Here is a 20,347-nt window from a genome sequence, read left to right on the forward strand (position 1 = left end):
CAGCCTCTCGTTCCGGACGACGCGTTCCGCAACGGCCAAGGTGCGGCGCGTTGTGGTCCGTGCCTTTGAACGAGAGTTCGGCACGACAGGCTCGTCGCACACTCAGGGCGCAGAGCGGCTCCGGGGCGCCGCAGACAAAGTTCCGGGGACGAGGTAGATTCCATGCCGTTGGCGCGAGAAGCCGTCGAGCTGCTGGTTCAGGCGGCGAGGGCTTGGTATTTCGAAGGCGATCAGCATGGATTGCGCGATCGGGAGTGGATGGCGCTGCGCTTTCTCGGCCGCGCCAACAGATTTTCGCGCACCCCGTCCGCGCTGGCCGGCTTCATCGGCGCCACCCGAGCGACTGCATCGCAGATCGTGAAGACTCTGGAGGGCAAGTCCTTTCTGGTGCGAAAGCCGTCGCATGAGGACAAGCGTTCTGTCGTCCTGCACGTCACCGCCCAGGGCGAGAAATGCCTGAGCCAGCACGACCCGATCAATCACGTGGTGAATGCGGTCACTTCGCTCGGGACCGACGAGTGCATCAGGTTGCGCGACTCTCTCCGCGAGATCCTCAATCACCTCGATGCTGCCCATCAGCGGCTCAATGCCAGTATCTGCCGGGACTGCATGTTTCTCGCAGAGCGCGGTCCGGGCACCGGCAAGGGACGTGCAACCGCCGAATTCATGTGCCGGCTCTATCGTGCGCCGGTCTCCCTCGAGGAGACCGAGCTGCTCTGCACCAGTTTCGAGCGCACGCGCGACCGCCCCAAGATCGAGCAGCATCTCGACCCCGCGCGCGCGGCGAGCCGGGGGTGAGGCGGACGGCTCGACCGCAGCCGTACAGCCTGGGATGACGACCCAAGACTTGCGGAAGATGCGTGCGGAAGATCTCGCAGCGGAAGAATCTCTTCGAGATGCGCACGTGTCCCTCCCGCGAGCACGTCGGCATTGCGAGCGCAGCGAAGCAAATCCGGTGTGTTTCCCTGGAGGGATTCCAAAGTTTCATTCAGCGCGCGTCTGCTCCTCAAGCCTGGTTCCGACTCGCAATTGCGGAGCAGAGGCGTCATCGCAGTCCCAACACGCATTTCAACTTGCAAGACATGCCTCCGCGTTCTCGCGGCTGAACTCGCCCGAGCTTTGCTCGTCGCTCCACCCTCTTGAGCCAAGAGGGCACAGGGAAGGCCGGGTGCCGGCCGGCACCCGCGGTCCGCTGCGCGAAATGCACACGCAGGAAGAACCGCACAGCAGCATACAGGTGAGGCCCAACACACGGCCTTCCCTGCGCGATGGTCGGACGGCTTATGCCGTGCTCTCCCGGGAGCCGAGTTCGTTCTGGCCTCCCTGACTCTCGCGAAATTCACCGGCACCGCGCCGGTTGACGCGACTGCCGCCTCCGCAAGAGCTTGACCGTAGCAACGACGGCCAGGACCACACGGTTTTGCCGTACGCACGGCCCGCCATTTCGCCGCAGTTTTCCCGGCCCTGTCGACGGAGCTGGAAACTTACAGACGAGACGAACCTGACAGCGCCGTTCGTCCGCGCGAAGCCTCAGGGCTCACGGAGAGCAATCCGCCCTGCCCCGGCAACTCGCGCCCGACGCTGCCGCGTCCACCGCAAGCCCGGCTCGCGACAATGACGACCACACGATCGCCCCTCAAGGATGAGCCGGGATGGGCGACACATACGATAAATCCGAATTTCGGTAAAGCGAAATATTTTCGCGACACCGGGTTGACAGAGGGCGACACAGCAAAGCCCCCTCGCCCCCGGATGGCGCGCAACGCCATCCGACAATCGCGTCTCAGGCGCGGACGACCGGATGTTCGCAGCGCACGATCGGACAACCGATCCAGTTTCATGGCGCATACCGTACAACAAAAAAGCACCCGGCGGTTTCCCGCCGGGTGCTCGTCGAAATGCTTCGACAGATCTTACCAGTTGCGCTGGGCGCGGAGCAGCAGCGTGAAGCTGTCCTGGTCCTTCAGCTCGTACACAGCAGTCGGCTTGGCCGTGTTGGCAGCCGGGCTGAGCACGGCAGTGCCCGAGTACTTCTGGTCGAGACGGGTCCAGTTGAAGTCGCCCGAGAAGGTGAGGTTCTTGACCGGGGTCCAGCGGGTGATGATACCGATCTGGCCGACGGCGAAGTCAGGGTTACAACCCGTGACACCGGCGAGACCGCCGAACACGCCGCCTGCACCGTTGGCGCCGCAGAGCGTGGTCTTGGCGAGCGTGCCGAACTGGGCCTGAGCGTAAGCACCGTAAAGCGCGGTGTTCCAGTAGGGATCCCAGTTGTGGGTGTAAGCACCACGGAAGCCCCAGGTCTTGACGGTCTCCTGCGAGCCGCCGGTCACGAACACCGTATCCGGAGCATTGGCGAAGCCGACGCTCTGGTACGCATTGCCCGAGCTGCCGTACATCTGGTAGGAGCTGCCCGCCAGGTTCTGGAAGTTGTAGCGGGTCGCACCGTCGGTGTAGACGCCCTGGATGTTGATCGTGTCACCCGCGCCGGTCGGGATGTTCTTGATCGACAGAGCGAGCTGAACCGCCCAACCCCACTTGTCGTCGGGGTGGCCAGAGGTCTCGGTCGCGCCGTAATAGGCGACGTGGTTGTCATGCGCGGCAACCGACGCCTGGAACAGACCCCAAGCCTGGTCGACACGGACCATACCGACGAGGTTCGGCGAACGCGAGCCGCCAATGGCATTCGAGCCATACGAACCGCCAACCATGCCAGCGGCAGTCGCGCCGTTCAAGTTGAGGTTGCCGGCCTGGTAGTAGGCCGTCGCATCTTCGGCCGAGAAGGCTGCCGTGATGCCCTGACCGAAGTCAGCGGTGTAGGTGAACTGGTTGACACCAGTGACCGTGCCGCTGCCGCCGACGAGGCTGTCGATGTTGTTGCCGGGATAGTTGGTCCAGGGCGCGTCGAACTGCGACACGGCCTTACCCATGGTGAAGCCGGCGAACTGGATGAAGGCGTAGTACACGCCGAGCGAACCGCCCGAGGTGCCGCCGTCGGTCGAGTTGATGGTGGTGGTACCAGCCGTCGTGGCTGTGTAACCGGTCGTGCCCGTACCCGAGCCGGTGCCGACGTAGCCACCGGTCGTCCAGGTGAAGACCGCGTCGAAGTAGGTGCGGACGACGCCATATTCGGTCGCGGTGCGCGTGTCGATGTTGAGATCCTGACGAGCGCGCATCGAGTAGTAGTTGCTCAGACGGTTGTGTGCACCGGCCGGAGCGCCGTTCGAGATGCCGTAGTTGCTGTTGGTGTTGAACGCGACTTCGGCGCGCAGGTAACCACCCAGCTTGATGCAGGTGTCGGTGCCCGGGATGTAGTAGAAGCCGGCGCCGTACAGCGAGCAGATCTTCACGTATTCGACGGCCTTGGCCTTCACGGGAAGATCGGCTGCGAACGCACCGGAGACGGCCATCAGGCCGGCTGCCGAGCCGAGAAAGAGCGTCTTCGTCAACTTCATTGGTAAACCTCCACGTCGGTTCAGGGGGCTCGGCTCCTCGGCGGAGGCCGCTTTACCCACTTTAATTTCCGTTCAATTCAGATCCGCACTGAAGGTCCGGACTGAAACGACAGCGAGGTGCCCCCCCTCCGTCGTACCTCACGTATAGTTTATAAAATTCATTGCCTCAATTTATTGATCCAGTGAATTGAAACTTCCATTGGGGATGTTGCCCGAGCGCAACAGGCGGCCCCAACGCACCTAAGAAACGGCTTGAAATAAAAGAAAAAGCCCCCAGGGGGCATCCCGAGGGCTTTCTTGGAGGTCTCACATCGCTGCCTATCGCAACGGTCAAGAGCAGCAAATTCTGAGTGCGAGGAGACGTAATCTAATTAATTGTTTTTTGCAAGCATCGAAGCGCTGGTTTGTTTTTGCGATGCGGTGTCTACCGTTCCATCTTTACGCGAAGTCCGAGACGGCTCCGCAATATCCGGCTAAAACACTGCTCCAGGGCACAACAAGAAGAACGATCAGAGCAGAATGGGGCAGCTGGATGATCGAGAAGAAACTCGACAGGGCGATCATGGACTTCGTCTGGAACGTCGTCGAAATTCACTCGCAGCTGGAGAACATTCACACCAGCTGGGCCGGACTGCTGGGCATTACCCAGCCGCAATGGCTGATCCTGATGGCGATCACCGAACTGGACGAGGGGCGCGGCGTCGCCGGGATCGACATCGCCAACAAGCTGCGGGTCCACCCGGCTTTCGTGACCAACCAAACCAAGACCCTCGAAAAAGGCGGCTTTCTGTCACGACGACCGGCGGCGGACGATGCCCGCTTCGTCCTGATGTCGCTCACGGCGAAGGCGACGACCGAGATCGAGAAATTATCGAAGCGAAAGCTCGCCCTGAATTCGACGATGTTCAACGATTTGGACGAAAAGACCTTGGCTGAATTGAACGCTTCGCTCGCAATGATCGCCAAGAACGCCCGGCTGGCTGCGCGATTGCTGGCTATCGATGCGTCCTGATCGGCCGATGCCGGGCGCAGAATGCAAGCCGGACGCTGCTGTCGTCGCGCCGCGGGGACCTGCAATTCCGCCGGACCAGGCTAGAGGTGGGTCACCGGGTCGAGCTTGCGGGCAGTTCCAAGCTTGCTGTCGAGCCACTCGACAATGAAGTCGTCAACGGCGACGAAATTCTCGACCTCGCCGAGCGGGTGCGGGAAGTTGTTGGGCACGACGACCGAGCAATCGGCTCCAATCCGCCGGTAGTCGGCTTGCAGCTCGAGAGCATCCTGCTCCCATACCATGGAGCGACTCCCGACGACCATGAGCAGCGGGCACGGGACTCGACGCGGCGGCAGCATTGTCTCTCTGGAGACCTCGTCAGGGACGGCCTGCCCGAAGCCGGTCATCCAGCGAAGTGACGCCTGGCACATGACCGGCCTCACAAGCCCGCCGTCGCACACGGCGGCCGCGATCCTGCGATCCGAGAGCGCAAGGCGGGAGGCATGAGCGGCGCCCGCCCCTTCGCCGTAGATTCCGATCCGCAGCGGGTCGACATCGGGGCGGGCTTCCAGGTAGTCCAACCAGAACTGAAGCCTGTGCTCCGGCTTGAAGGAGCGATGAACGGTCGAATTGCCGGAGTCAACGAGCAGCAGCGACATGGTCCCGCAGAGCGAGGCGGGCAGCAGCCTGCTCATCATCGAGCCCAAGGTGGCATCGTCGTCGCTGACGCAGATCACCGCCGGCGCGGCAGAGCCGCGACGAAGCGCGGGCAGGAAGAAGCCAGCCAGGGCGCCTTGATCGAAGCAGTCGATCTTGACGCGCTCGATCGGCAGACCAGCCTCTGTCTCGAGGCCTCTCAGGCCGGTGACGACCTCGTCTGCGAGGTCGGCACTCTCGACATCTCCTGGACTACTCAGACTTCTGACGACTTCGAGGGCCGTCAGCGAGCACAGCCACGCTTCCCCGGCAATCTGAGCCGAACGCGTCTCGCGCGCAGATTCGGCCAATGTCCGGTAGTCGTCGGCGACGCTCAACCAGTCCGAAATCCACAGATGCCGGTGCGACTCGTGCGCAAGCTCCATGACGGACAGGCTTTCGAAAAACTGGGAGGCTCGATCCCGCAAATGAGCCAGATTTCGTCCGGCGCCGTCGCACGAACGGTGAGGCGAAGTTTCACCTTCCATGTCGGCCCCCGAACGCCGCCGCCAACGATTGCGCGGACCTGCGTCCAGACTCGCCGGCGTCGTGCTCTGCGCGGGGCCACACACGCCCGATCGCGGGCGCGCCTGATTGCGTCTGCGCCCCAGAATGCTGCCTGACGCGGTGATGGTCTTCGTCGCCATCTCGACGCCGCGCAGCAAAGCTGCTGCGCGAAGCGATCCGCATTCCAAACGAGCGGGCTTGGGCACAAAATCCCGGCCGGCTCACCCCAATCGTCACGTTTCAGCTCCGTCGCTGATACACAGTCTAGCGCCACGCAACCTGCGAGGTTTACGCAGCGGGCTTTGTCGTTTCTTGTTGCGATCGGCGAGTCAAAACCATTCGTGCCGACACAAGAGACATGCCTGTGTAAGCCCCGATTGTGAAAGCACGATGTGGTGAAGGGTGCAGCGCACTACCATCGTGTGCCAAGCCCGTAGGAAGACGCCAAGATCTTCCATTGTGACAGTCTTTCGCGAAGGGCGCGTGACGACGACGGTCGCGCCCGCGAGGGAGTGGAATAGCCGAAACGCCAACCCAATCCGGGAAGCTCAATCGCCTTGAAGGAACAAGGTCCGAGCCTCGGCCTCGGGGGCAGTGGCGCCTCCTTGTATGCATTATCCCAGTTGCCAACTTCCCGCAGTTCGCCTTACATGCCGCCAACTCGCCCGCAGAGAAAGGGCAGGGCTGAAAATTGCACACATTCAAAGGGACGGAGCATGGCGCGCAACATATTGATTCTGGGGGCTTCTTACGGCTCGCTGCTGGGCACGAAGCTGCTGATGGCAGGGCATAACGTAACCCTGGTCTGCCGCGCCAAGACCGCGGAGCTGATCAACCGGGATGGTACCGAGGTGCGCATCAAGTTGCGCGACGAGGCGGTGCACCGTGCGATCTTCTCGCGCGACCTGCCCGGCAAGCTCGATGCGGTCACGCCGGCCAATGTCGACCTCTCCCGTTACGATCTGGTCGGCCTTGCGATGCAGGAGCCGCAATACACCAACCACACCGTGCGCGTTCTCATGGTCAAGATCGCCGCGGCGAAACTGCCGTGCCTGTCGATCATGAACATGCCGCCGCTGCCCTATCTGAAGCGGATCCCGGCACTCGCAGGCCTGGATCTCGAGGAGGCCTACACCAATGCGCAGGTGTGGGAGCGGTTCGAGCCGGGGCTGGTGACGCTGTGCTCGCCCGACCCGCAGGCATTCCGTCCGCCGGAAGAAGCCGCCAACGTGCTTCATGTCGGCCTGCCGACCAACTTCAAGGCATCGGTCTTTGCCGACGAGAAGCACAACAAGCTGCTGCGCGAGCTCGAGGCCGACATCGACGCCGTGACGCTCGACGGCCACGACGTGCCGGTGAAGCTGAAAGTGTTCGACTCGCTGTTCGTGCCGCTGGCGAAATGGTCGATGCTGCTCACCGGCAATTACCGCTGCATCACGCCCAGCGAGCCGCAGTCGATCCGCGACGCCGTGCACGGCGATCTCAAGCGCTCGCAGACGATCTACGACCACGTCGACGCGATCGCCCGCCGGCTCGGCGCCGATCCGCAGGACCAGGTGCCGTTCGCGAAATACGCCAAGGCAGCAGAAAGCCTGCTCAAGCCGTCTTCGGCCGCGCGCGCGGTCGCGAGCGGCGCGCCCTTCATCGAGCGCGTCGACCTCCTGGTGAAACTGATCTCGCATCAGCTCGGCGTCCCGAACGCCGAGATCGACCGCACCGTCGACACCGTGGACCAGAAGCTGAACGAGAGGATCGTGCAGGGTGGATCGGGCGCGCAATAACGCGCCGTTTCCAGCGATGTCGGCGCTCAGGCGATCAGGAACGATTGAAGCCAGATCAGGCCGGTCACGGCGACCAACGTGACCGCGCCGGTGCGCGCGATCAGGTCGGGATGCCCGAGGTGGCGGGCGCCGCGGCCGAGCGTTGCGCCCAGAATGATCCACGCGGCTCCAGCAGTGACGATCTGAAGCGCGATCACGCCGAGCCAGGGCAACATTTCAAGCGGCCCGGCCCCAAGGGGCAGGAGCAGGAACGCGAAGACCAGCGCTTTCGGGTTCAACAGGGTCGTCAGCAGCACCTGGCCGAACGTCACCGCAGCCCCCTCGCGCAGCTCGCGCGTGTTGACGCGCCAGAGCATGACGGCGAGGCACAGGATGTAGATGGTCACGGCGACGCGGAGCACGACCGCCGCAATCGGGATGTCGCTGATGACGGGACCAAGCGCCAGCCGCAGCACTGCGATCGCCAGCAGGTAGCCGCACAGCTCCGCCGCGAGCAGATGAAGGGAGCGCGAGATACCAGCCCCCGCGCCTGATGTCGCGAGCAAGGTGTTGGTCGGCCCCGGCACCGCCAGCAGGAAATAGGCCGACGTGATGAAGGTCAGAAAAGTCATACGGCCAAATAACAGGCCTGGGGCTCACGGATCTTGATCTGCCTCATTCCGTGGCGAGCGCGGGATCGCCTCTTGCATTGCCGCTCGCCCAGCTTCGGCGCGACGCTGTTCCCGGTGTTGCACAAACTCAACGACAATTCTTGCGCCTCATCGGCCACACGATTGGCCGCGCCTGCGCGCGGACCGCTGATATCACGACTGCGTGAGACGACCGCATGCCGCTCGTCATAACCCGGCGCTTCGTGGGCAAAGCGAGCCGATTCCACGCGGAATCAGCTCGCACACGCGCAGGTCCTTCATTCGCGCAAACGTTGCATGCACGCAGGACGGGCACGGCGTCTTGCTCCGCCACGGGGAGATGAGCAAGATACGTTTCTAGGTCAGGTTTTCGCAACCTGTTAGCCGGTCCGTTTGTTCCGGCGCGATCGCTATGCACTACTGAGTTAGCCAGACAAGAACAACAAGAATGGATCAGGCGATGCTGAGCGTCGTCCGCGCCGTGGAGGCGGGCGCGACGACGATGAAGGGCGTGATCGACGCCACCGGACTATCCCGTCTCAAGATCGAACGTGCGTTGAATGCGCTGGAGAAGCAGAAGCTGCTGGTCCGCGACGCACAGGGCTTTCGCGCGACCGGCCTGCCGAAGACGACCCGGCCGGCCCGGCAATGCGGATCGTGCAACGCCTGCTGCGATATCCTCGAAGTGGCCGCGGTCGACAAGCCGGTGAACCAGCTGTGCCGGCATTGGCAGACCGGCACGGGGTGCACGATCTATGACCGCCGCCCGCAAATGTGCCGCTCATTCGCGTGCGCCTGGCTGCAGGGCCATCTCAACGACGACTGGTTTCCCGAGACGGCCGGCCTCGTCGTGCATTTCAGCCAGGACGCCGTCAATGTCACCGTCGACGACGACTGCCCGGATCGCTGGCGCGGGGAGCCATATTTCAGCAAGCTCGCCGAATGGTCGCTGAACGGCATCAGGCGGATCGGAAACCGCGGCTATGCCACCCTCGTCGTCTCCGCCACCGAGCGCTTCCTGCTGCTTGGACGCACCATCGTTCCCGAGCCGACGCCGTTCGGCACCGCCTTCCTGCCGCTCACGGCCGACACTTTCCAATTCTGGAAGGCGACATCGCCGGAGCATTTGCAGCGGCTGCACGAGCGAATCGCCGAGATCGAGCGGATCAGGCAGGAATTCGGCTCCTGCGCGATCCCCGAGACCGGGGACGATGATCCGCAAGCCCCCTATCGGCCCGCGCTTCTACGGTTGTCGGGGCACGCCTGAACCCCGTCGTGGGCAACGCGGCATGATTCGCCCTGCACCGCTCGACGCGCCGCGACGGGATTGATAAGCCCCTGTCCGCGAATGATGGGGACTTGAGTCGGGGACATGACGGTTGCGATCGAGATGGGGCAGACCACGGCAGGCGCCGCGGCCGCCATGGACCTCGAGGAACTGCTGGCGACCCGCCTCCTGGTGCAGGGCAATTCGGGCTCCGGCAAATCGCACCTGCTGCGGCGGCTCCTGGAACAGAGCGCGCCCTGGGTGCAGCAGGCCATCATCGATCCCGAAGGCGACTTCGTGACGCTGGCCGAGCGCTTCGGCCATCTCGTGATCGAGGCCGAGGACCACACCGAGCGCGGCCTTCAGGTCGCGGGCGAGCGTGCCCGGCTGCATCGCGTCTCCACCGTGCTCAATCTCGAAGGGCTCGACGCCGAGAACCAGATGCGACGCGCCGCGGCCTTCCTCGGCGGTCTGTTCGACGTCGACCGCGACCATTGGTATCCGATGCTGGTCGTGGTGGACGAGGCGCAGCTGTTCGCGCCGGCCGTTGCCGGCGAAGTCTCCGACGAGGCGCGAAAACTGTCGCTCGGCGCCATGACCAATCTGATGTGCCGCGGCCGCAAGCGCGGGCTCGCCGGCATCATCGCGACCCAGCGGCTGGCGAAGCTCGCCAAGAACGTCGCGGCGGAAGCCTCCAACTTCCTGATGGGCCGGACCTTCCTCGACATCGACATGGCGCGCGCCGCCGATCTGCTCGGCATGGAGCGGCGGCAGGCCGAAGCCTTTCGCGACCTCGAGCGCGGACAGTTCATGGCGCTGGGACCTGCGCTGTCGCGCCGTCCGCTGCGCCTGAACATCGGCCCGACCGATACAAGTCCGCGCAATTCGACGCCGCGGCTGATGCCGCTGCCGGAGGCAACCCTGGAGGATGCGCGTGCCGTGATCCTGGCGGCGCCACCGCCCGATGCCAGCCGGCCGCAGCGCCGGCCTGCGCCGGATCTGCTGGAGCAGCTTCGCGCAGCGAAGGCGGCCGCCGCGCCGGAGATCCGGACCGAAGTGGCCGAGGTGCCGGTCAGCGCAGAGGAACTCGCCGAGCGGCGCGAACGCGTCGCCCGCACCTTGCGCGCCGTGCTGGCGGAGCCCGATGCCGGCTTCCGCGCCATCGGCGTGCTCTATCAGGAGTTCGTGGTCCGCTGCCGCATCGAGGGCCTCGGCGCGGCGGTGCCGGACCTCAACGAATTCCGCCGCATGCTGACGCATGCGCGCGCCGGGCTCGGGACTGATCTCGCCGATGACGACGCCTGGCAGGACGTCACGCTGCGCGCCTCGATCCTGCCCGACGACATGCAGGGCGTGTTCATGATGATCGCGCGCGCGGCCAAGGAAGGCTGGCCTTGTCCCGGCGATGCTGCGATCGCCCGCGCCTACGGCTCGCATTCGCTGCGCCGCGCGCAGCGGCTGCTCGGCTATATGGAGGAGCAGGGCCTGATCGTCTGCCAGCTTGACGGCGGCGGACGCCGGATCGTGACCCTGGTGGAGCTCGCCTGGGCGACGGCGCCGGGCGACCCCAACGCCGATGACTTGCCGGTGGAACAGGTCCAGAGCGCGGCTTCGCTCTGAACCGGTGGAATCAGGGCCGTCTCACCACGACGGCCTCGGTCGCATCGAAGTCTTCTACCGCGTCCGCCGAACCTCGCCCGTCATCCGAGAACATGCGGCGATAGAGCACAATCGAGGCGAGCCATGCGATCGCGAACAGCGCGATCACCGCGAAGCCGACATTCGCCAGCGACTCGTTCAGGCCGTCGACCAGCGTCCACATGCCGCCGGAGAGGCCGAGCCGATCGCTGATCAGGCCGAGCGCTTCGATGCCGCCGATGAACAGCGCGACCGCGACGGAAGCGCCCGTGATCGTGAGATTGTACCAGAGCTTGCGCAGGGGATCGACGAAGGCCCAGCGATAGGCGCTGACCATCAGCGCCGAATCGGCGGTGTCGACCAGCGCCATACCGGCGGCGAACAGCGCCGGGAAGACCAGGACATCGGCGAGCGAGGCGCCGCGCGCGGCTTCGCTGGCGGAGATGCTGAGCAGACCGATCTCCGTCGCGGTGTCGAAGCCGAGGCCGAACAGGAACCCGAGCGGATACATGTGCCACGGCTTCGTCACCAGACGGAACAGCGGACCGAGCAGCCGCGCCAGGACGCCGCGACGGGCGATAAGCGCATCGAGGCCTGCGGCATCGTGAACGCCCTGCTCTCGCGCCATGCGAAACGTCCGCCACAGGCCGGCGAAGATGGCGAGATTGATGGCTGCGATCACCAGCAGGAACAGCGCCGACACGGACGTGCCGATCAGACCGCCGATCTCCTTGAGCAGGCTGTCACCGCCAAGACTCACGACGCCGAGCGCCAGCAGCATGGTCGCGACCACGACCACGGTGGAATGGCCGAGCGCGAAATAAAGACCGACGCTGCGCGGCGCGCCGCCCGCCTGCATCAGCTTGCGCACGACATTGTCGATGGCGGCGATGTGATCGGCATCGACGGCGTGGCGGAGGCCGAAGACCCAGGCCAGCAGCGCCGTTGCCATCACCGTCGGCCGGTCGCCGAACAGCGAGAAGGCCCAGGCCCATGCGGCGACGTTGGCGGCGACGAGCCCGCCGAGCAGCACCACCGTTCCGGGCTCGGCCGCCCGCACCAATCTCGTCACGAAGTTCATTCCGTCCCGCCGCACACCCTGTCGCGCCAACGGTATGATTTTTTCATAGATTGGTCACACTGGCTAGTCCCGGAGAGGGTTCGTCATGCCGCGTTGTCCCGCCTGCGGGCGCGTCATCGCACCTGAATTGCTACGCTGCCTCGGAGCCGCCGAGATAGGCATCGCGCACCCGCGGATCATCCTTCAGCGCCCGCGCCGGGCCTGATAGCACGATCCTGCCGGTCTGCAGCACATAGGCTTCATGTGCGATCTCGAGCGCGAGGCTGGCGTTCTGCTCGACCATGAACACCGAGACGCCCGCCTGGTTGATGGAGCGGATCAACTCCAGCACGCGATCGACATAGAGCGGCGACAGGCCCATGGTCGGCTCGTCCATCACGATCATGCGCGGCCGGCTCATCAGAGCGCGCGCCATCGCCACCATCTGCTGCTCGCCGCCGGACAAGGAGCCGGCGCGCTGCGACAGCCGCTGGCCGAGCTTCGGGAACAGCGTCAGCATCCTGTCGAGATCCAGCGCCACCGCCTCACGGTCGTTGCGCACGAAGGCGCCCATCAGGATGTTCTCGCGCACGCTCATGTCCGCGAACAGCCGCCGCGCCTCCGGCACCGAGGCGATGCCGCGGCGGACGATCTGCGGCGTGGAGAGGCCGATCAGTGAGGCGCCGTCGAACGTCACCTCGCCCGAGCGCGGTTTGACCAGACCGAGAATGATCTTCATCGTCGTCGACTTGCCGCTGGCATTGCCGCCGAGCAGGCACACGATGTGGCCGCGCGCGACTGTGATCGACAGGTCGAAATGCACCTGGGCCTGGCCATAGAAGGTATTGACGTTGAACAGGGCCAGCAGCGGTTCGGGCGAAGGATTCGTCATGCCGCACTCTCCTGCTCCGTCGTGCCCGATAGGCCGTGGCCGAGATAGGCCTCGATCACCTTGGGATCACCACGCACCTCTTCGCCCGGCCCTTCCGCGATCTTCTTACCCTCGTCCATGACAATGACGCGGTCGGACAGGCGCATCACCATCTCCAGCTTGTGCTCGATCAGGAGGATGGTCAGCCCTTCCGCCTTCAGCTCGGCGACGAGGCCCTGCATCTCCGCGGTCTCGGTCGGGTTCATGCCGGCTGTGGGTTCGTCGAGCAGCAAGAGGCGCGGCCTCAAGGCGAGCGCACGCGCGATCTCGACGCGGCGGCGGTTGGCGTAGGAAAGGCTATAGGCCGGCTGGTCGATCCGCGGCAGCAGCCGCTCGCCGAAGCGGGCGAGAATGGCCTTCACCTCCTCGCGCAGCCGCTCCTCTTCGGCCCTGACGCTGGCGGGTCGCAGCAGCGCAAGGCCCAACTCCAGCAGCGGGCCGATCACCGGCACCGTCGGCTTCACGGCACGCAGTCGCGTATGCGCGCCGATCAGGACGTTGTCCATGACGCTGAGATTGCCGAACACGCGCCCGAGCTGGAAGGTGCGGGCGATGCCTTCGGCCGCGAGCCGTTCCGGCGAGAGACCGGTGATGTCCTGGCCTTCGAAGCGTACGGCGCCGCCATCGGGCCGGTCGAGCCCGGTCACGAGATTGAACAGCGTCGTCTTGCCGGCGCCGTTCGGGCCGATGATGCTGATGAGCTCGCCCCTGGCGAGGTCGAGATCGATCGCATCGACCGCGGTGAGGCCGCCGAAGCGACGCGTCAGGCCGCGCAGGGACAACATGGGCGCGTGCTGATCCGCCATCAGATCGTCCCCAACAGGCCCTGCGGCCGGAACCGCACGAGCAGCAGCAGCACGATGCCATAGATCAGGATGCGGTACTCGGCCGCGATGCGGAAGAGTTCGGGCAAGCCGACCAATGCGACAGATCCGACGATCGCGCCGACCACGTTGCCGAGGCCGCCGAGGATCACGACCGTCAGCGCCAGGATGGATTGCTGCGTGTTGAAGGTCTCGTGGTTGATATAGGAATAAAGATGCGCGGCGATGCCGCCGCTGACGCCGGCGGCGAAACCGCCGAAGATGAAGGCCAGCGACTTGTAGCGGTTCAGGCTGAGGCCATAGGCACGTGCGGCGATGTCATCGTCGCGGATGGCGCGAAAGCTGCGGCCGAGATGCGAACCGAGCAGCCGTCCTTGCAGCAGGGCCAGCACGAGCATCACCGCGAAGCTGAACCAGTAGACCGAGAACGGGCTGATCAGGTCATAGCCGAACAGCGACAACGGCGGGATGCCTGAGATGCCGATCGGACCGCGGGTGACGCTCTCCCAATTGAGGATCACCAGCGAGACGATTTCGCCGATCGCGAGTGTCGCAATCGACACATAGTGCCCGCGCAGGCGGAACGACGGAGAGATCAACAGCGTGCCGAGCGCAGCACTCATCAGGCCGCCGCCGATGACGGCAAGGCCGACCGGAACGGCCAGCGTCAGTGACAGCAGCGCCGAGGTGTAGGCGCCGATCGCGAGCAGCGCGGCGTGACCGAGCGAGACCTGGCCGATCGTGCCCGCGACCAGCGTCAGGCTGAGCGCGAGCATGCCGAGCAGCCAGGCGTTGATCAGGGTCTGGAGCACGTAGGAGGACACCGGGAAGAACGGCAGCACCGCGAAGGCAGCAGCCGCGACCAACAGGGCCCAGCGCGGAATGCGGACCGGACGGCTCGGCGCGATGAAGGTGCCGGTGAGCGGCTCGGGCGGGGCCTGCCGCGCGCTTGCGAACAGGCCGTTCGGGCGCAGCACGAGCACGACGACCAGCAGCAGGAACGCGAACAGATTGCGGTAGCTGGTGCCGAACACGGCGACGCCGTAGCTCTCCACCAGTCCGAGCAACAGGCTGCCGATCACCGCGCCGGGCACGTTGCCGGCGCCGCCGACCACTTCCGCGACGACGCCTTTGAGCGTCGCCTGCAGGCTCATCGCAGTGTCGATCTGGTTGTAGTACATGCCAACCAGCATGCCGGAGACGCCGCCGAGCGCGGACGCGATGCCGAACACCGCCTGATTGACGCGGTTGACGTCGACGCCCATCTGCATGGCGGCATCGCGATCCTGCGCGGTGGCACGCACCGCCCAGCCGAGCTTGCTGTAGCGCAGGAATACGAACAGCAACAGCGCGCTGGTGATGCCGACGCCGGCGATCAGAAGATCGAGCGGTCCGATGGTGCCGCCACCGAGCTGAAAGCGAACGTCAGGCAGCTGGCTCGGCAGCGCGCGCGGATTGGGCGAGAAGGTCAGCATCACCAATTGATCGAGCACGAAGCTGATGCCGATGGTCGCGAGCAGCGGCGCGATCCGCACCGAGTTCTGAAGCGGACGCAGGCCGAACCGCTCGATGATCAAGCCGACCATCGCCGCGACCACCGCCACCACGATGATGGTCAGCGGCAGCGGTGTATGCAGCTTCACCACCGCGACCCAGCCGATATAGGCCCCGACCAGATAGATCGATCCTTGCGCGAAGTTGATCAGCCGGCTGACGCCGAAGATCAGCGCGAGCCCGACCGCAACGAGGGCGTAGACATTGCCGACGATCAGCCCGTTGATCGTGTAGTCGAGCCAGGAAGACAAGCGATGATCCCCGCGAAAAGAGAAGCGCGCCCGGAGCGCCCGCTCCGGCCATCAGGTCAGGTCGGCTTGCCGTCCCACAGCGTGAACTGGCCCTTGCGCACGACGAGCTCGGCGTTCATGGCACCCTTGACGCGGCGGCTCTCGACGTCGAACGTCGCCTGGCCGTAGATGACGCTGGAGACGTCCTTTACCTTGGAGAAGGCGTCGCGGATGGCCCGGCGGTCGTTGCCGCCGATCTTCACCACGGCAGCGGCCATGTTCATCGCGTCATAGGAATAGGCGTTGAAGGCGTCGGGCTCCTGTCCGTTGTACTTGGCCTTGAAGCCCGCGATGAACTTCTTCACCTCGGGCCGCGGATCTTCCGGGAAATAACGCGTGCCGAGATGGACGTCCTCGACCGCTTCGCCGCCGAGCTCCAGGAATTTCGGCGAGTACACCGAGCTTGCCGCGCAGATCGTCTGCTTCAGGCCGACCTGGCGTGCCTGGCGGGCGATCAGCGCACCGTCGGAATAATAGGAGATCAGGATCAGCCCGTCCGGACTGGCGTCGCGCACGCGCACCAGCGTCGAGCGGAAGTCGCGCTCCTCCGCGATGTAGCCCTCGGTCACCGCGACCTCGGCGCCGTACTCCTTCGCCGCCTTGACGAAATGGTCGCGGCTGGTGCGGCCCCAGTCGGTGTTGAGGTGCAGCACCGCGAGCTTCTTCAGGCCAAGGCGCCTGACGGCATAGGACGCCAGCAGCGGCTGCTCGTCGGCCTGGCTGACGGACGTGCTCCACATGAAGTCGCCGCCCTTGGTGAAATCGGGGTGTGAGTTGGTGAAGCCGAATTGCACGAGGCCGCCGCGCTGATAGATCGGCGAGGCCGCCATCGAGGCGGGACTGGAGAAATCGCCGAGTTCCATCACGATGCGGGGATCGGAGACGAATTTCTGGGCGATCGCCACCGACTGGCGCGGATCGCTCTGGCTGTCCTCGAACTGGTAGGCCAGCTTGCGTCCGTTGATCCCGCCGGCGGCGTGAATCTCGTCAAGCGCGAGATCAAAGCCCTGCTTCCACTGGGCGCCATATTGCGCATTGGGCCCGGTCAAGGGGCCGCTGACGCCGAGCAGGATCGGTTCGGCGGATTGCGCAAGGGCGGCGCGCGAAAAGGCCGCTCCCGCCATCATGGCGGCGAGTGAGCCCCTGACCAGGGTGCGGCGATCGATGTTGCTCATGCACGGCTCCATCCATTCAATGTTGAAACAGCAGCAATTCTCGTGCCGGTGAGATTGCCTATTTCGAGGGCTCGCCGAGCGACAGCATCAGCCGGTTCGCCCAGTTGAAGAACGAGGCGCCGTTGATGACGTCGACGATCTCGGCATCGTCGAGGCCCGCACGGCGCAGCTCCTCGATATTGTCGGGACCGAACGCGATCGGCGTCGCGGCCAATGCCACGGACGCCTTGACCACGGCATTCCAGCGTTCGCCGAGTTCGGCTCCAACGCCTTCGTCGAGCAGGCGCTGCACGTCGTCGCGGCGCTTGGAGTAGGTGCTCGCGAACCGCGCATGCACGGAGGCGCAGTAGATGCAGCCGTTGTAGCGCGAGGTCGCAGCCGCCGCGAGCTCGCGCTCGGCGCGCGGCAGGCCGTCAGCAACGTTGTAGAAGATGTCCTTGTCGGTCTTGGTGCGGGCTTCCAGCACCTCGGGATCGCGCACCAGGAGCCGGAAATATTCCGATTTGGCGCGGGCGCGGTCGACCAGACCGGCGAAGTGCCGTTCGGTCAGCTCGGTCTCGGGCAGCGGATCGATCCACGAGACCCAGCCGAGTTCGTCCTGAGTGAAGACGACGGGCGGATTGACGGCGTTCATGATGCGACCTCCTGCGCGCTTGCCGCTGCGAGCGTGCGCAAGCCGCTGACGACGCGCACCTGGAACGACAGGAACGCAACGAGCTGGGAGAACGTCACGATGCCGGTGCTCGACCAGCCGGCCGTCAGCAGCGCCTTCATGTCGGCGGACACAGCATCGCGCGGGTGGAACACCAGGAGATGCGCGTGCTCCAGTGCCGCGGCCAGCCGGGCGCCGAGGACAGTCTTCCGCTCCGCGCTGACGCGATAGATCAGCCCGGCCTTGTTCTCGATCGACAACGGACCGGCCGGATAGGCGCCGTACGGCCCGGACGTCCTGCCGCGCGCGATCTCGGCCTTGATCGCTTCGAGCAAGGGCGCTCCATCCGCGCTCGTGGCAAGCTTCTCGCGATAGAAGGCGGCGACGGGGGACTCGCCATGAAGCCCGGTCACGAAAGCCGCCACGGCTGCGCGCTCGGAAAGCGAGAATTCGCTCGAATCGATCGGGTCGAACAGGGCGAGATAGCTCTTCTGCGCGTTCTCGCGCGCCTGCGGACGACGCGCGCGGATGGCGTCGAGAGCCGATCCCGGCTCGATCCCGGCGAGCGTGTCGATGATGTCCAGTGTACCCATCAGTCAGCCTCGTGCAGCGCGAACATGTTTCATTCCGGCTAGCCCGCCAGCGCCACTTCGGGTGCCGTCCGGGTCCAGCCTAGCGCCGGCGCGACCTTGTCGGCGACGAGCTCGATCGATCGCAGCACATAAGGATGTGGCGCATCGACCGAATGCACCTGGAAGACGAGATCGGTCACCCGCTCGAGCGTGGCATCCGTGCGGAGCGAGGCGATCACCTCATCGGCGCCGCCGACATGGGTGTCGAACGCGGTGATCATTTCCTCCAGCGTCTCGCCCGGCCTGGCGTGGCCTCCCTTGAGGAACTGCGGCAGGGCGCGACGCAGTCCGATGTCTGCGAGGCGCATCGCCTCGCGATGGTCGTCGGCGACGAAGACGCTGCGCGAGGCCATGATGCGGGGCTCGCATCCCGGCGGCAGCGCTGCGAGATAGGCATCGATGATCGGGTTCTGGATCTCGGCGAGCGTGGCTTTCGGCGCCTCCTTGGCCCGTGGCTGGGTGCGCGACAACAACAGACCATCGCCGGCCTTGCCGGCCCGGGCACCGCCCGCGACCGAGAATGTCGCCTGCCAGATGCGCTTGTCCAGTTGCGGCCGCAGCGGATAGAGCGTGTCGCCGCCGTCGAGCGGCTGGCCGACCAAGGCCGTGCGAACGATTTCGAGATTGCGCGCAAAGATCTCGTTGCGCTGCGCGCTGTCGAGGCCGAAAGCGGCAAAGGCCGAGGGATTGCCGCCGGTGCCGACGCCGAGCTCGAAGCGGCCGTTGCAGAGAAGATCGAGCACCGCGGCGTTCTCCGCAACCCTGACCGCATTCTCCAGCGGCAGCGTGACGATGCCGGTGCCGAGGCGGATGCGCGAGGTTTGCGCGGCGACGTAGCCGAGGAACGTGAAGGGCGACGGCAGGCCGCCCTCGCGCTCGTGAAAATGATGCTGCGCGATCCATGCGGAATCGAGCCCGGCCTTCTCGGCGTGCACAATCTGCTCGGCCGCGAAGCGATAGCGGTCCGCCGGCGGCGCCTCGTCGAGCAACCGCGTGAACAAGCCCAGACGTTTCAGGTTTGCGAAGCGTTTCATACGACCCCTGTCGGGCGAGGATTGCCACGCCCCCGATGATGTCGGTTGCCGCAGCTCCAGACAAGCGGGGCATTGCGCAAGGCTGCCCGCCGGATCGCCGTTACTTGGACTTTACGCAGGCAGATTGCCTACCAGCTCGGCAGCACGGCGCCCTTGAACTTGGTCAGCACGAACTCCTTGACCTCCGGGGTGTGATAGCTGTCCACGAGGATCTTGACCCAGGGCTTGTCCTTGTCGGCCGTGCGGACGGCAATCAGGTTGACGTAGGGGCCCTTCGGATCCTCGCGCAGGATCGGATCCTTGACCGGATCGAGGCCGGCCTGGGTTGCATAATTGGTGTTGATCGCGGCGGCGTCGACGTCGTCGAGCGCGCGTGGCGCCTGCGCCGCGTCCACCTCGATGAACTTCAGCTTCCTGGGATTCTCGGTGATGTCGAGCACCGTCGGCTTGAAGCCGACACCGTCCTTCAGCTTGATCACGCCCTTGTCGCGCAGCAGCAGCAGCACGCGGCCGCCATTGGTCGGATCGTTCGGGATCGAGACCTTGCCGCCCTCGGGGAGGTCGGCGAAGGCCTTGTGCTTCTTCGAATAGACGCCGATCGGGAAATTCACGGTCAGGCCGACGGCCTCGATCTTGTAGCCGCGATCGGCCTTCTGGTTGTCCAGGTAGGGCTGATTCTGGAACGAATTGGCCTGGATCTCGCCGGCGTCGAGCGCGGCGTTCGGCACCACGTAATCGGAGAACTCGAGGAGCTGGATGTCGAGCCCCTGCCTGGCGGCGATCGGCTTCACGGCCTCGAGGATCTGCGCATGCGGACCCGGCGTCACCCCGATCTTGATCGTCTCGGCGGTTGCTGCGGCGGACCAGACGGCGAGCACGGTCGAGAGTATCAAAGGGAGGCGAAACGACATCTTGGTCTCCGTAGGTCTGCGACAGACAAATATGGAACCGTATTCGCTTCCCCGCCGCGCGAAATCAATGAAATGGAAAACCATATTGGCAGGCCCCCGCGGACGCACGTTCTCCATTCGACATCAAACGGAAAAGAAATCACGCCGGGCATCCGTCATGTGTGGCGATTTCCCGGCCGCGGCAATGATTCTTTCGCCAGCGCAACACTCCGAAACTTGATGGATCTGCGCCCGCCGGGTTAGCGTTTCGGTGCGGCCTTAGAACTTCCCCAAGTTCACCTAGATCGCACCGGATCGCCACCTGGGTCTCTCAGGCAGGC

General features: G+C 65.0%; 17 protein-coding genes. 5 read left to right on the forward strand and 12 right to left on the reverse strand.

The annotated features are described in order from the left end of the window. Nucleotides 1–162: 162 nt before the first annotated feature. Complete coding sequence (locus tag AC1RQP_RS08340; protein ID WP_239626836.1) at nt 163–798, forward strand: MarR family winged helix-turn-helix transcriptional regulator; 636 nt, start codon at nt 163–165, stop codon at nt 796–798. 1,115 nt (nt 799–1,913) lie between these two features. On the opposite strand, the gene AC1RQP_RS08345 is transcribed toward AC1RQP_RS08340, so the two are convergent. Next, on the reverse strand, nt 1,914–3,455 hold the full coding sequence (locus tag AC1RQP_RS08345) for a porin (RefSeq protein ID WP_239626837.1): 1,542 nt from the start codon (nt 3,453–3,455) through the stop codon (nt 1,914–1,916). A gap of 532 nt (nt 3,456–3,987) precedes the next feature. On the opposite strand from AC1RQP_RS08345, the gene AC1RQP_RS08350 reads away from it, so the two are divergent. Beyond that, nucleotides 3,988–4,467, forward strand: a complete 480-nt coding sequence (locus AC1RQP_RS08350) for a MarR family winged helix-turn-helix transcriptional regulator (RefSeq protein WP_061877151.1) — start codon at nt 3,988–3,990, stop codon at nt 4,465–4,467. Between the two features lie 80 nt (nt 4,468–4,547). Here the strand turns inward: AC1RQP_RS08350 and AC1RQP_RS08355 are convergent, their stop codons facing one another. Beyond that, on the reverse strand, nt 4,548–5,789 hold the full coding sequence (locus tag AC1RQP_RS08355) for an alpha/beta hydrolase family protein (RefSeq protein WP_492936577.1): 1,242 nt from the start codon (nt 5,787–5,789) through the stop codon (nt 4,548–4,550). Between the two features lie 576 nt (nt 5,790–6,365). Between AC1RQP_RS08355 and AC1RQP_RS08360 the strand changes: the two genes are divergently transcribed. Further along, nucleotides 6,366–7,430, forward strand: coding sequence for a ketopantoate reductase family protein (locus tag AC1RQP_RS08360; RefSeq protein WP_492936578.1), 1,065 nt, complete (start codon nt 6,366–6,368; stop codon nt 7,428–7,430). 26 nt (nt 7,431–7,456) lie between these two features. Here the strand turns inward: AC1RQP_RS08360 and AC1RQP_RS08365 are convergent, their stop codons facing one another. Further along, nucleotides 7,457–8,041 carry a LysE family translocator gene (locus AC1RQP_RS08365; protein WP_492936579.1) on the reverse strand — a complete coding sequence of 195 codons (585 nt, stop codon included), beginning with the start codon at nt 8,039–8,041 and terminating at the stop codon, nt 7,457–7,459. 466 nt (nt 8,042–8,507) lie between these two features. Between AC1RQP_RS08365 and AC1RQP_RS08370 the strand changes: the two genes are divergently transcribed. After that, nucleotides 8,508–9,326 (forward strand): YkgJ family cysteine cluster protein, encoded by an 819-nt coding sequence (locus AC1RQP_RS08370; protein WP_492936580.1) that lies wholly within the window; start codon nt 8,508–8,510, stop codon nt 9,324–9,326. Between the two features lie 105 nt (nt 9,327–9,431). Then, nucleotides 9,432–10,946 carry a helicase HerA domain-containing protein gene (locus tag AC1RQP_RS08375; RefSeq protein ID WP_492936581.1) on the forward strand — a complete coding sequence of 505 codons (1,515 nt, stop codon included), beginning with the start codon at nt 9,432–9,434 and terminating at the stop codon, nt 10,944–10,946. 10 nt (nt 10,947–10,956) lie between these two features. Here the strand turns inward: AC1RQP_RS08375 and AC1RQP_RS08380 are convergent, their stop codons facing one another. From AC1RQP_RS08380 to AC1RQP_RS08420, 9 genes are all read right to left on the reverse strand, one after another. Beyond that, a complete protein-coding gene (locus AC1RQP_RS08380; RefSeq protein WP_492936582.1) occupies nt 10,957–12,045 on the reverse strand; it encodes a HoxN/HupN/NixA family nickel/cobalt transporter in 1,089 nt (362 codons plus the stop codon). Between the two features lie 130 nt (nt 12,046–12,175). Further along, complete coding sequence (locus AC1RQP_RS08385) at nt 12,176–12,916, reverse strand: ABC transporter ATP-binding protein (protein ID WP_492936583.1); 741 nt, start codon at nt 12,914–12,916, stop codon at nt 12,176–12,178. Next, on the reverse strand, nt 12,913–13,761 hold the full coding sequence (locus AC1RQP_RS08390) for an ABC transporter ATP-binding protein (RefSeq protein WP_492936584.1): 849 nt from the start codon (nt 13,759–13,761) through the stop codon (nt 12,913–12,915). Before AC1RQP_RS08390 ends, AC1RQP_RS08385 begins: the two co-directional genes overlap by 4 nt. Beyond that, a complete protein-coding gene (locus AC1RQP_RS08395; RefSeq protein ID WP_492936585.1) occupies nt 13,761–15,584 on the reverse strand; it encodes an ABC transporter permease in 1,824 nt (607 codons plus the stop codon). The genes AC1RQP_RS08390 and AC1RQP_RS08395 overlap by 1 nt, the downstream gene beginning before the upstream one ends. Nucleotides 15,585–15,640: 56 nt before the next feature. Further along, a complete protein-coding gene (locus tag AC1RQP_RS08400; protein WP_492936586.1) occupies nt 15,641–16,798 on the reverse strand; it encodes an ABC transporter substrate-binding protein in 1,158 nt (385 codons plus the stop codon). A gap of 58 nt (nt 16,799–16,856) precedes the next feature. After that, nucleotides 16,857–17,432, reverse strand: coding sequence for an alkylhydroperoxidase domain protein (locus AC1RQP_RS08405; RefSeq protein ID WP_492936587.1), 576 nt, complete (start codon nt 17,430–17,432; stop codon nt 16,857–16,859). Then, nucleotides 17,429–18,043, reverse strand: a complete 615-nt coding sequence (locus AC1RQP_RS08410) for a CMD domain protein (RefSeq protein WP_239626856.1) — start codon at nt 18,041–18,043, stop codon at nt 17,429–17,431. The genes AC1RQP_RS08405 and AC1RQP_RS08410 overlap by 4 nt, the downstream gene beginning before the upstream one ends. A gap of 38 nt (nt 18,044–18,081) precedes the next feature. Then, nucleotides 18,082–19,116, reverse strand: a complete 1,035-nt coding sequence (locus tag AC1RQP_RS08415; RefSeq protein ID WP_492936588.1) for a putative FMN-dependent luciferase-like monooxygenase — start codon at nt 19,114–19,116, stop codon at nt 18,082–18,084. Nucleotides 19,117–19,244: 128 nt separating this feature from the next. After that, nucleotides 19,245–20,027 (reverse strand): MetQ/NlpA family ABC transporter substrate-binding protein, encoded by a 783-nt coding sequence (locus AC1RQP_RS08420; protein WP_239626859.1) that lies wholly within the window; start codon nt 20,025–20,027, stop codon nt 19,245–19,247. Between the last annotated feature and the right edge of the window lie 320 nt (nt 20,028–20,347).

It is taken from the genome of Bradyrhizobium sp. GW821-FHT13H06, from assembly GCF_058803975.1.

Bases quoted from the DNA above. Each gene is read 5' to 3' on its own strand.
- AC1RQP_RS08340 (WP_239626836.1), top strand. From the start codon at position 163: ATGCCGTTGGCGCGAGAAGCCGTCGAGCTGCTGGTTCAGGCGGCGAGG.
- AC1RQP_RS08345 (WP_239626837.1), bottom strand. From the start codon at position 3,455: ATGAAGTTGACGAAGACGCTCTTTCTCGGCTCGGCAGCCGGCCTGATG.
- AC1RQP_RS08350 (WP_061877151.1), top strand. From the start codon at position 3,988: ATGATCGAGAAGAAACTCGACAGGGCGATCATGGACTTCGTCTGGAAC.
- AC1RQP_RS08355 (WP_492936577.1), bottom strand. From the start codon at position 5,789: ATGGCGACGAAGACCATCACCGCGTCAGGCAGCATTCTGGGGCGCAGA.
- AC1RQP_RS08360 (WP_492936578.1), top strand. From the start codon at position 6,366: ATGGCGCGCAACATATTGATTCTGGGGGCTTCTTACGGCTCGCTGCTG.
- AC1RQP_RS08365 (WP_492936579.1), bottom strand. From the start codon at position 8,041: ATGACTTTTCTGACCTTCATCACGTCGGCCTATTTCCTGCTGGCGGTG.
- AC1RQP_RS08370 (WP_492936580.1), top strand. From the start codon at position 8,508: ATGGATCAGGCGATGCTGAGCGTCGTCCGCGCCGTGGAGGCGGGCGCG.
- AC1RQP_RS08375 (WP_492936581.1), top strand. From the start codon at position 9,432: ATGACGGTTGCGATCGAGATGGGGCAGACCACGGCAGGCGCCGCGGCC.
- AC1RQP_RS08380 (WP_492936582.1), bottom strand. From the start codon at position 12,045: ATGAACTTCGTGACGAGATTGGTGCGGGCGGCCGAGCCCGGAACGGTG.
- AC1RQP_RS08385 (WP_492936583.1), bottom strand. From the start codon at position 12,916: ATGACGAATCCTTCGCCCGAACCGCTGCTGGCCCTGTTCAACGTCAAT.
- AC1RQP_RS08390 (WP_492936584.1), bottom strand. From the start codon at position 13,761: ATGGCGGATCAGCACGCGCCCATGTTGTCCCTGCGCGGCCTGACGCGT.
- AC1RQP_RS08400 (WP_492936586.1), bottom strand. From the start codon at position 16,798: ATGAGCAACATCGATCGCCGCACCCTGGTCAGGGGCTCACTCGCCGCC.
- AC1RQP_RS08405 (WP_492936587.1), bottom strand. From the start codon at position 17,432: ATGAACGCCGTCAATCCGCCCGTCGTCTTCACTCAGGACGAACTCGGC.
- AC1RQP_RS08410 (WP_239626856.1), bottom strand. From the start codon at position 18,043: ATGGGTACACTGGACATCATCGACACGCTCGCCGGGATCGAGCCGGGA.
- AC1RQP_RS08415 (WP_492936588.1), bottom strand. From the start codon at position 19,116: ATGAAACGCTTCGCAAACCTGAAACGTCTGGGCTTGTTCACGCGGTTG.
- AC1RQP_RS08420 (WP_239626859.1), bottom strand. From the start codon at position 20,027: ATGTCGTTTCGCCTCCCTTTGATACTCTCGACCGTGCTCGCCGTCTGG.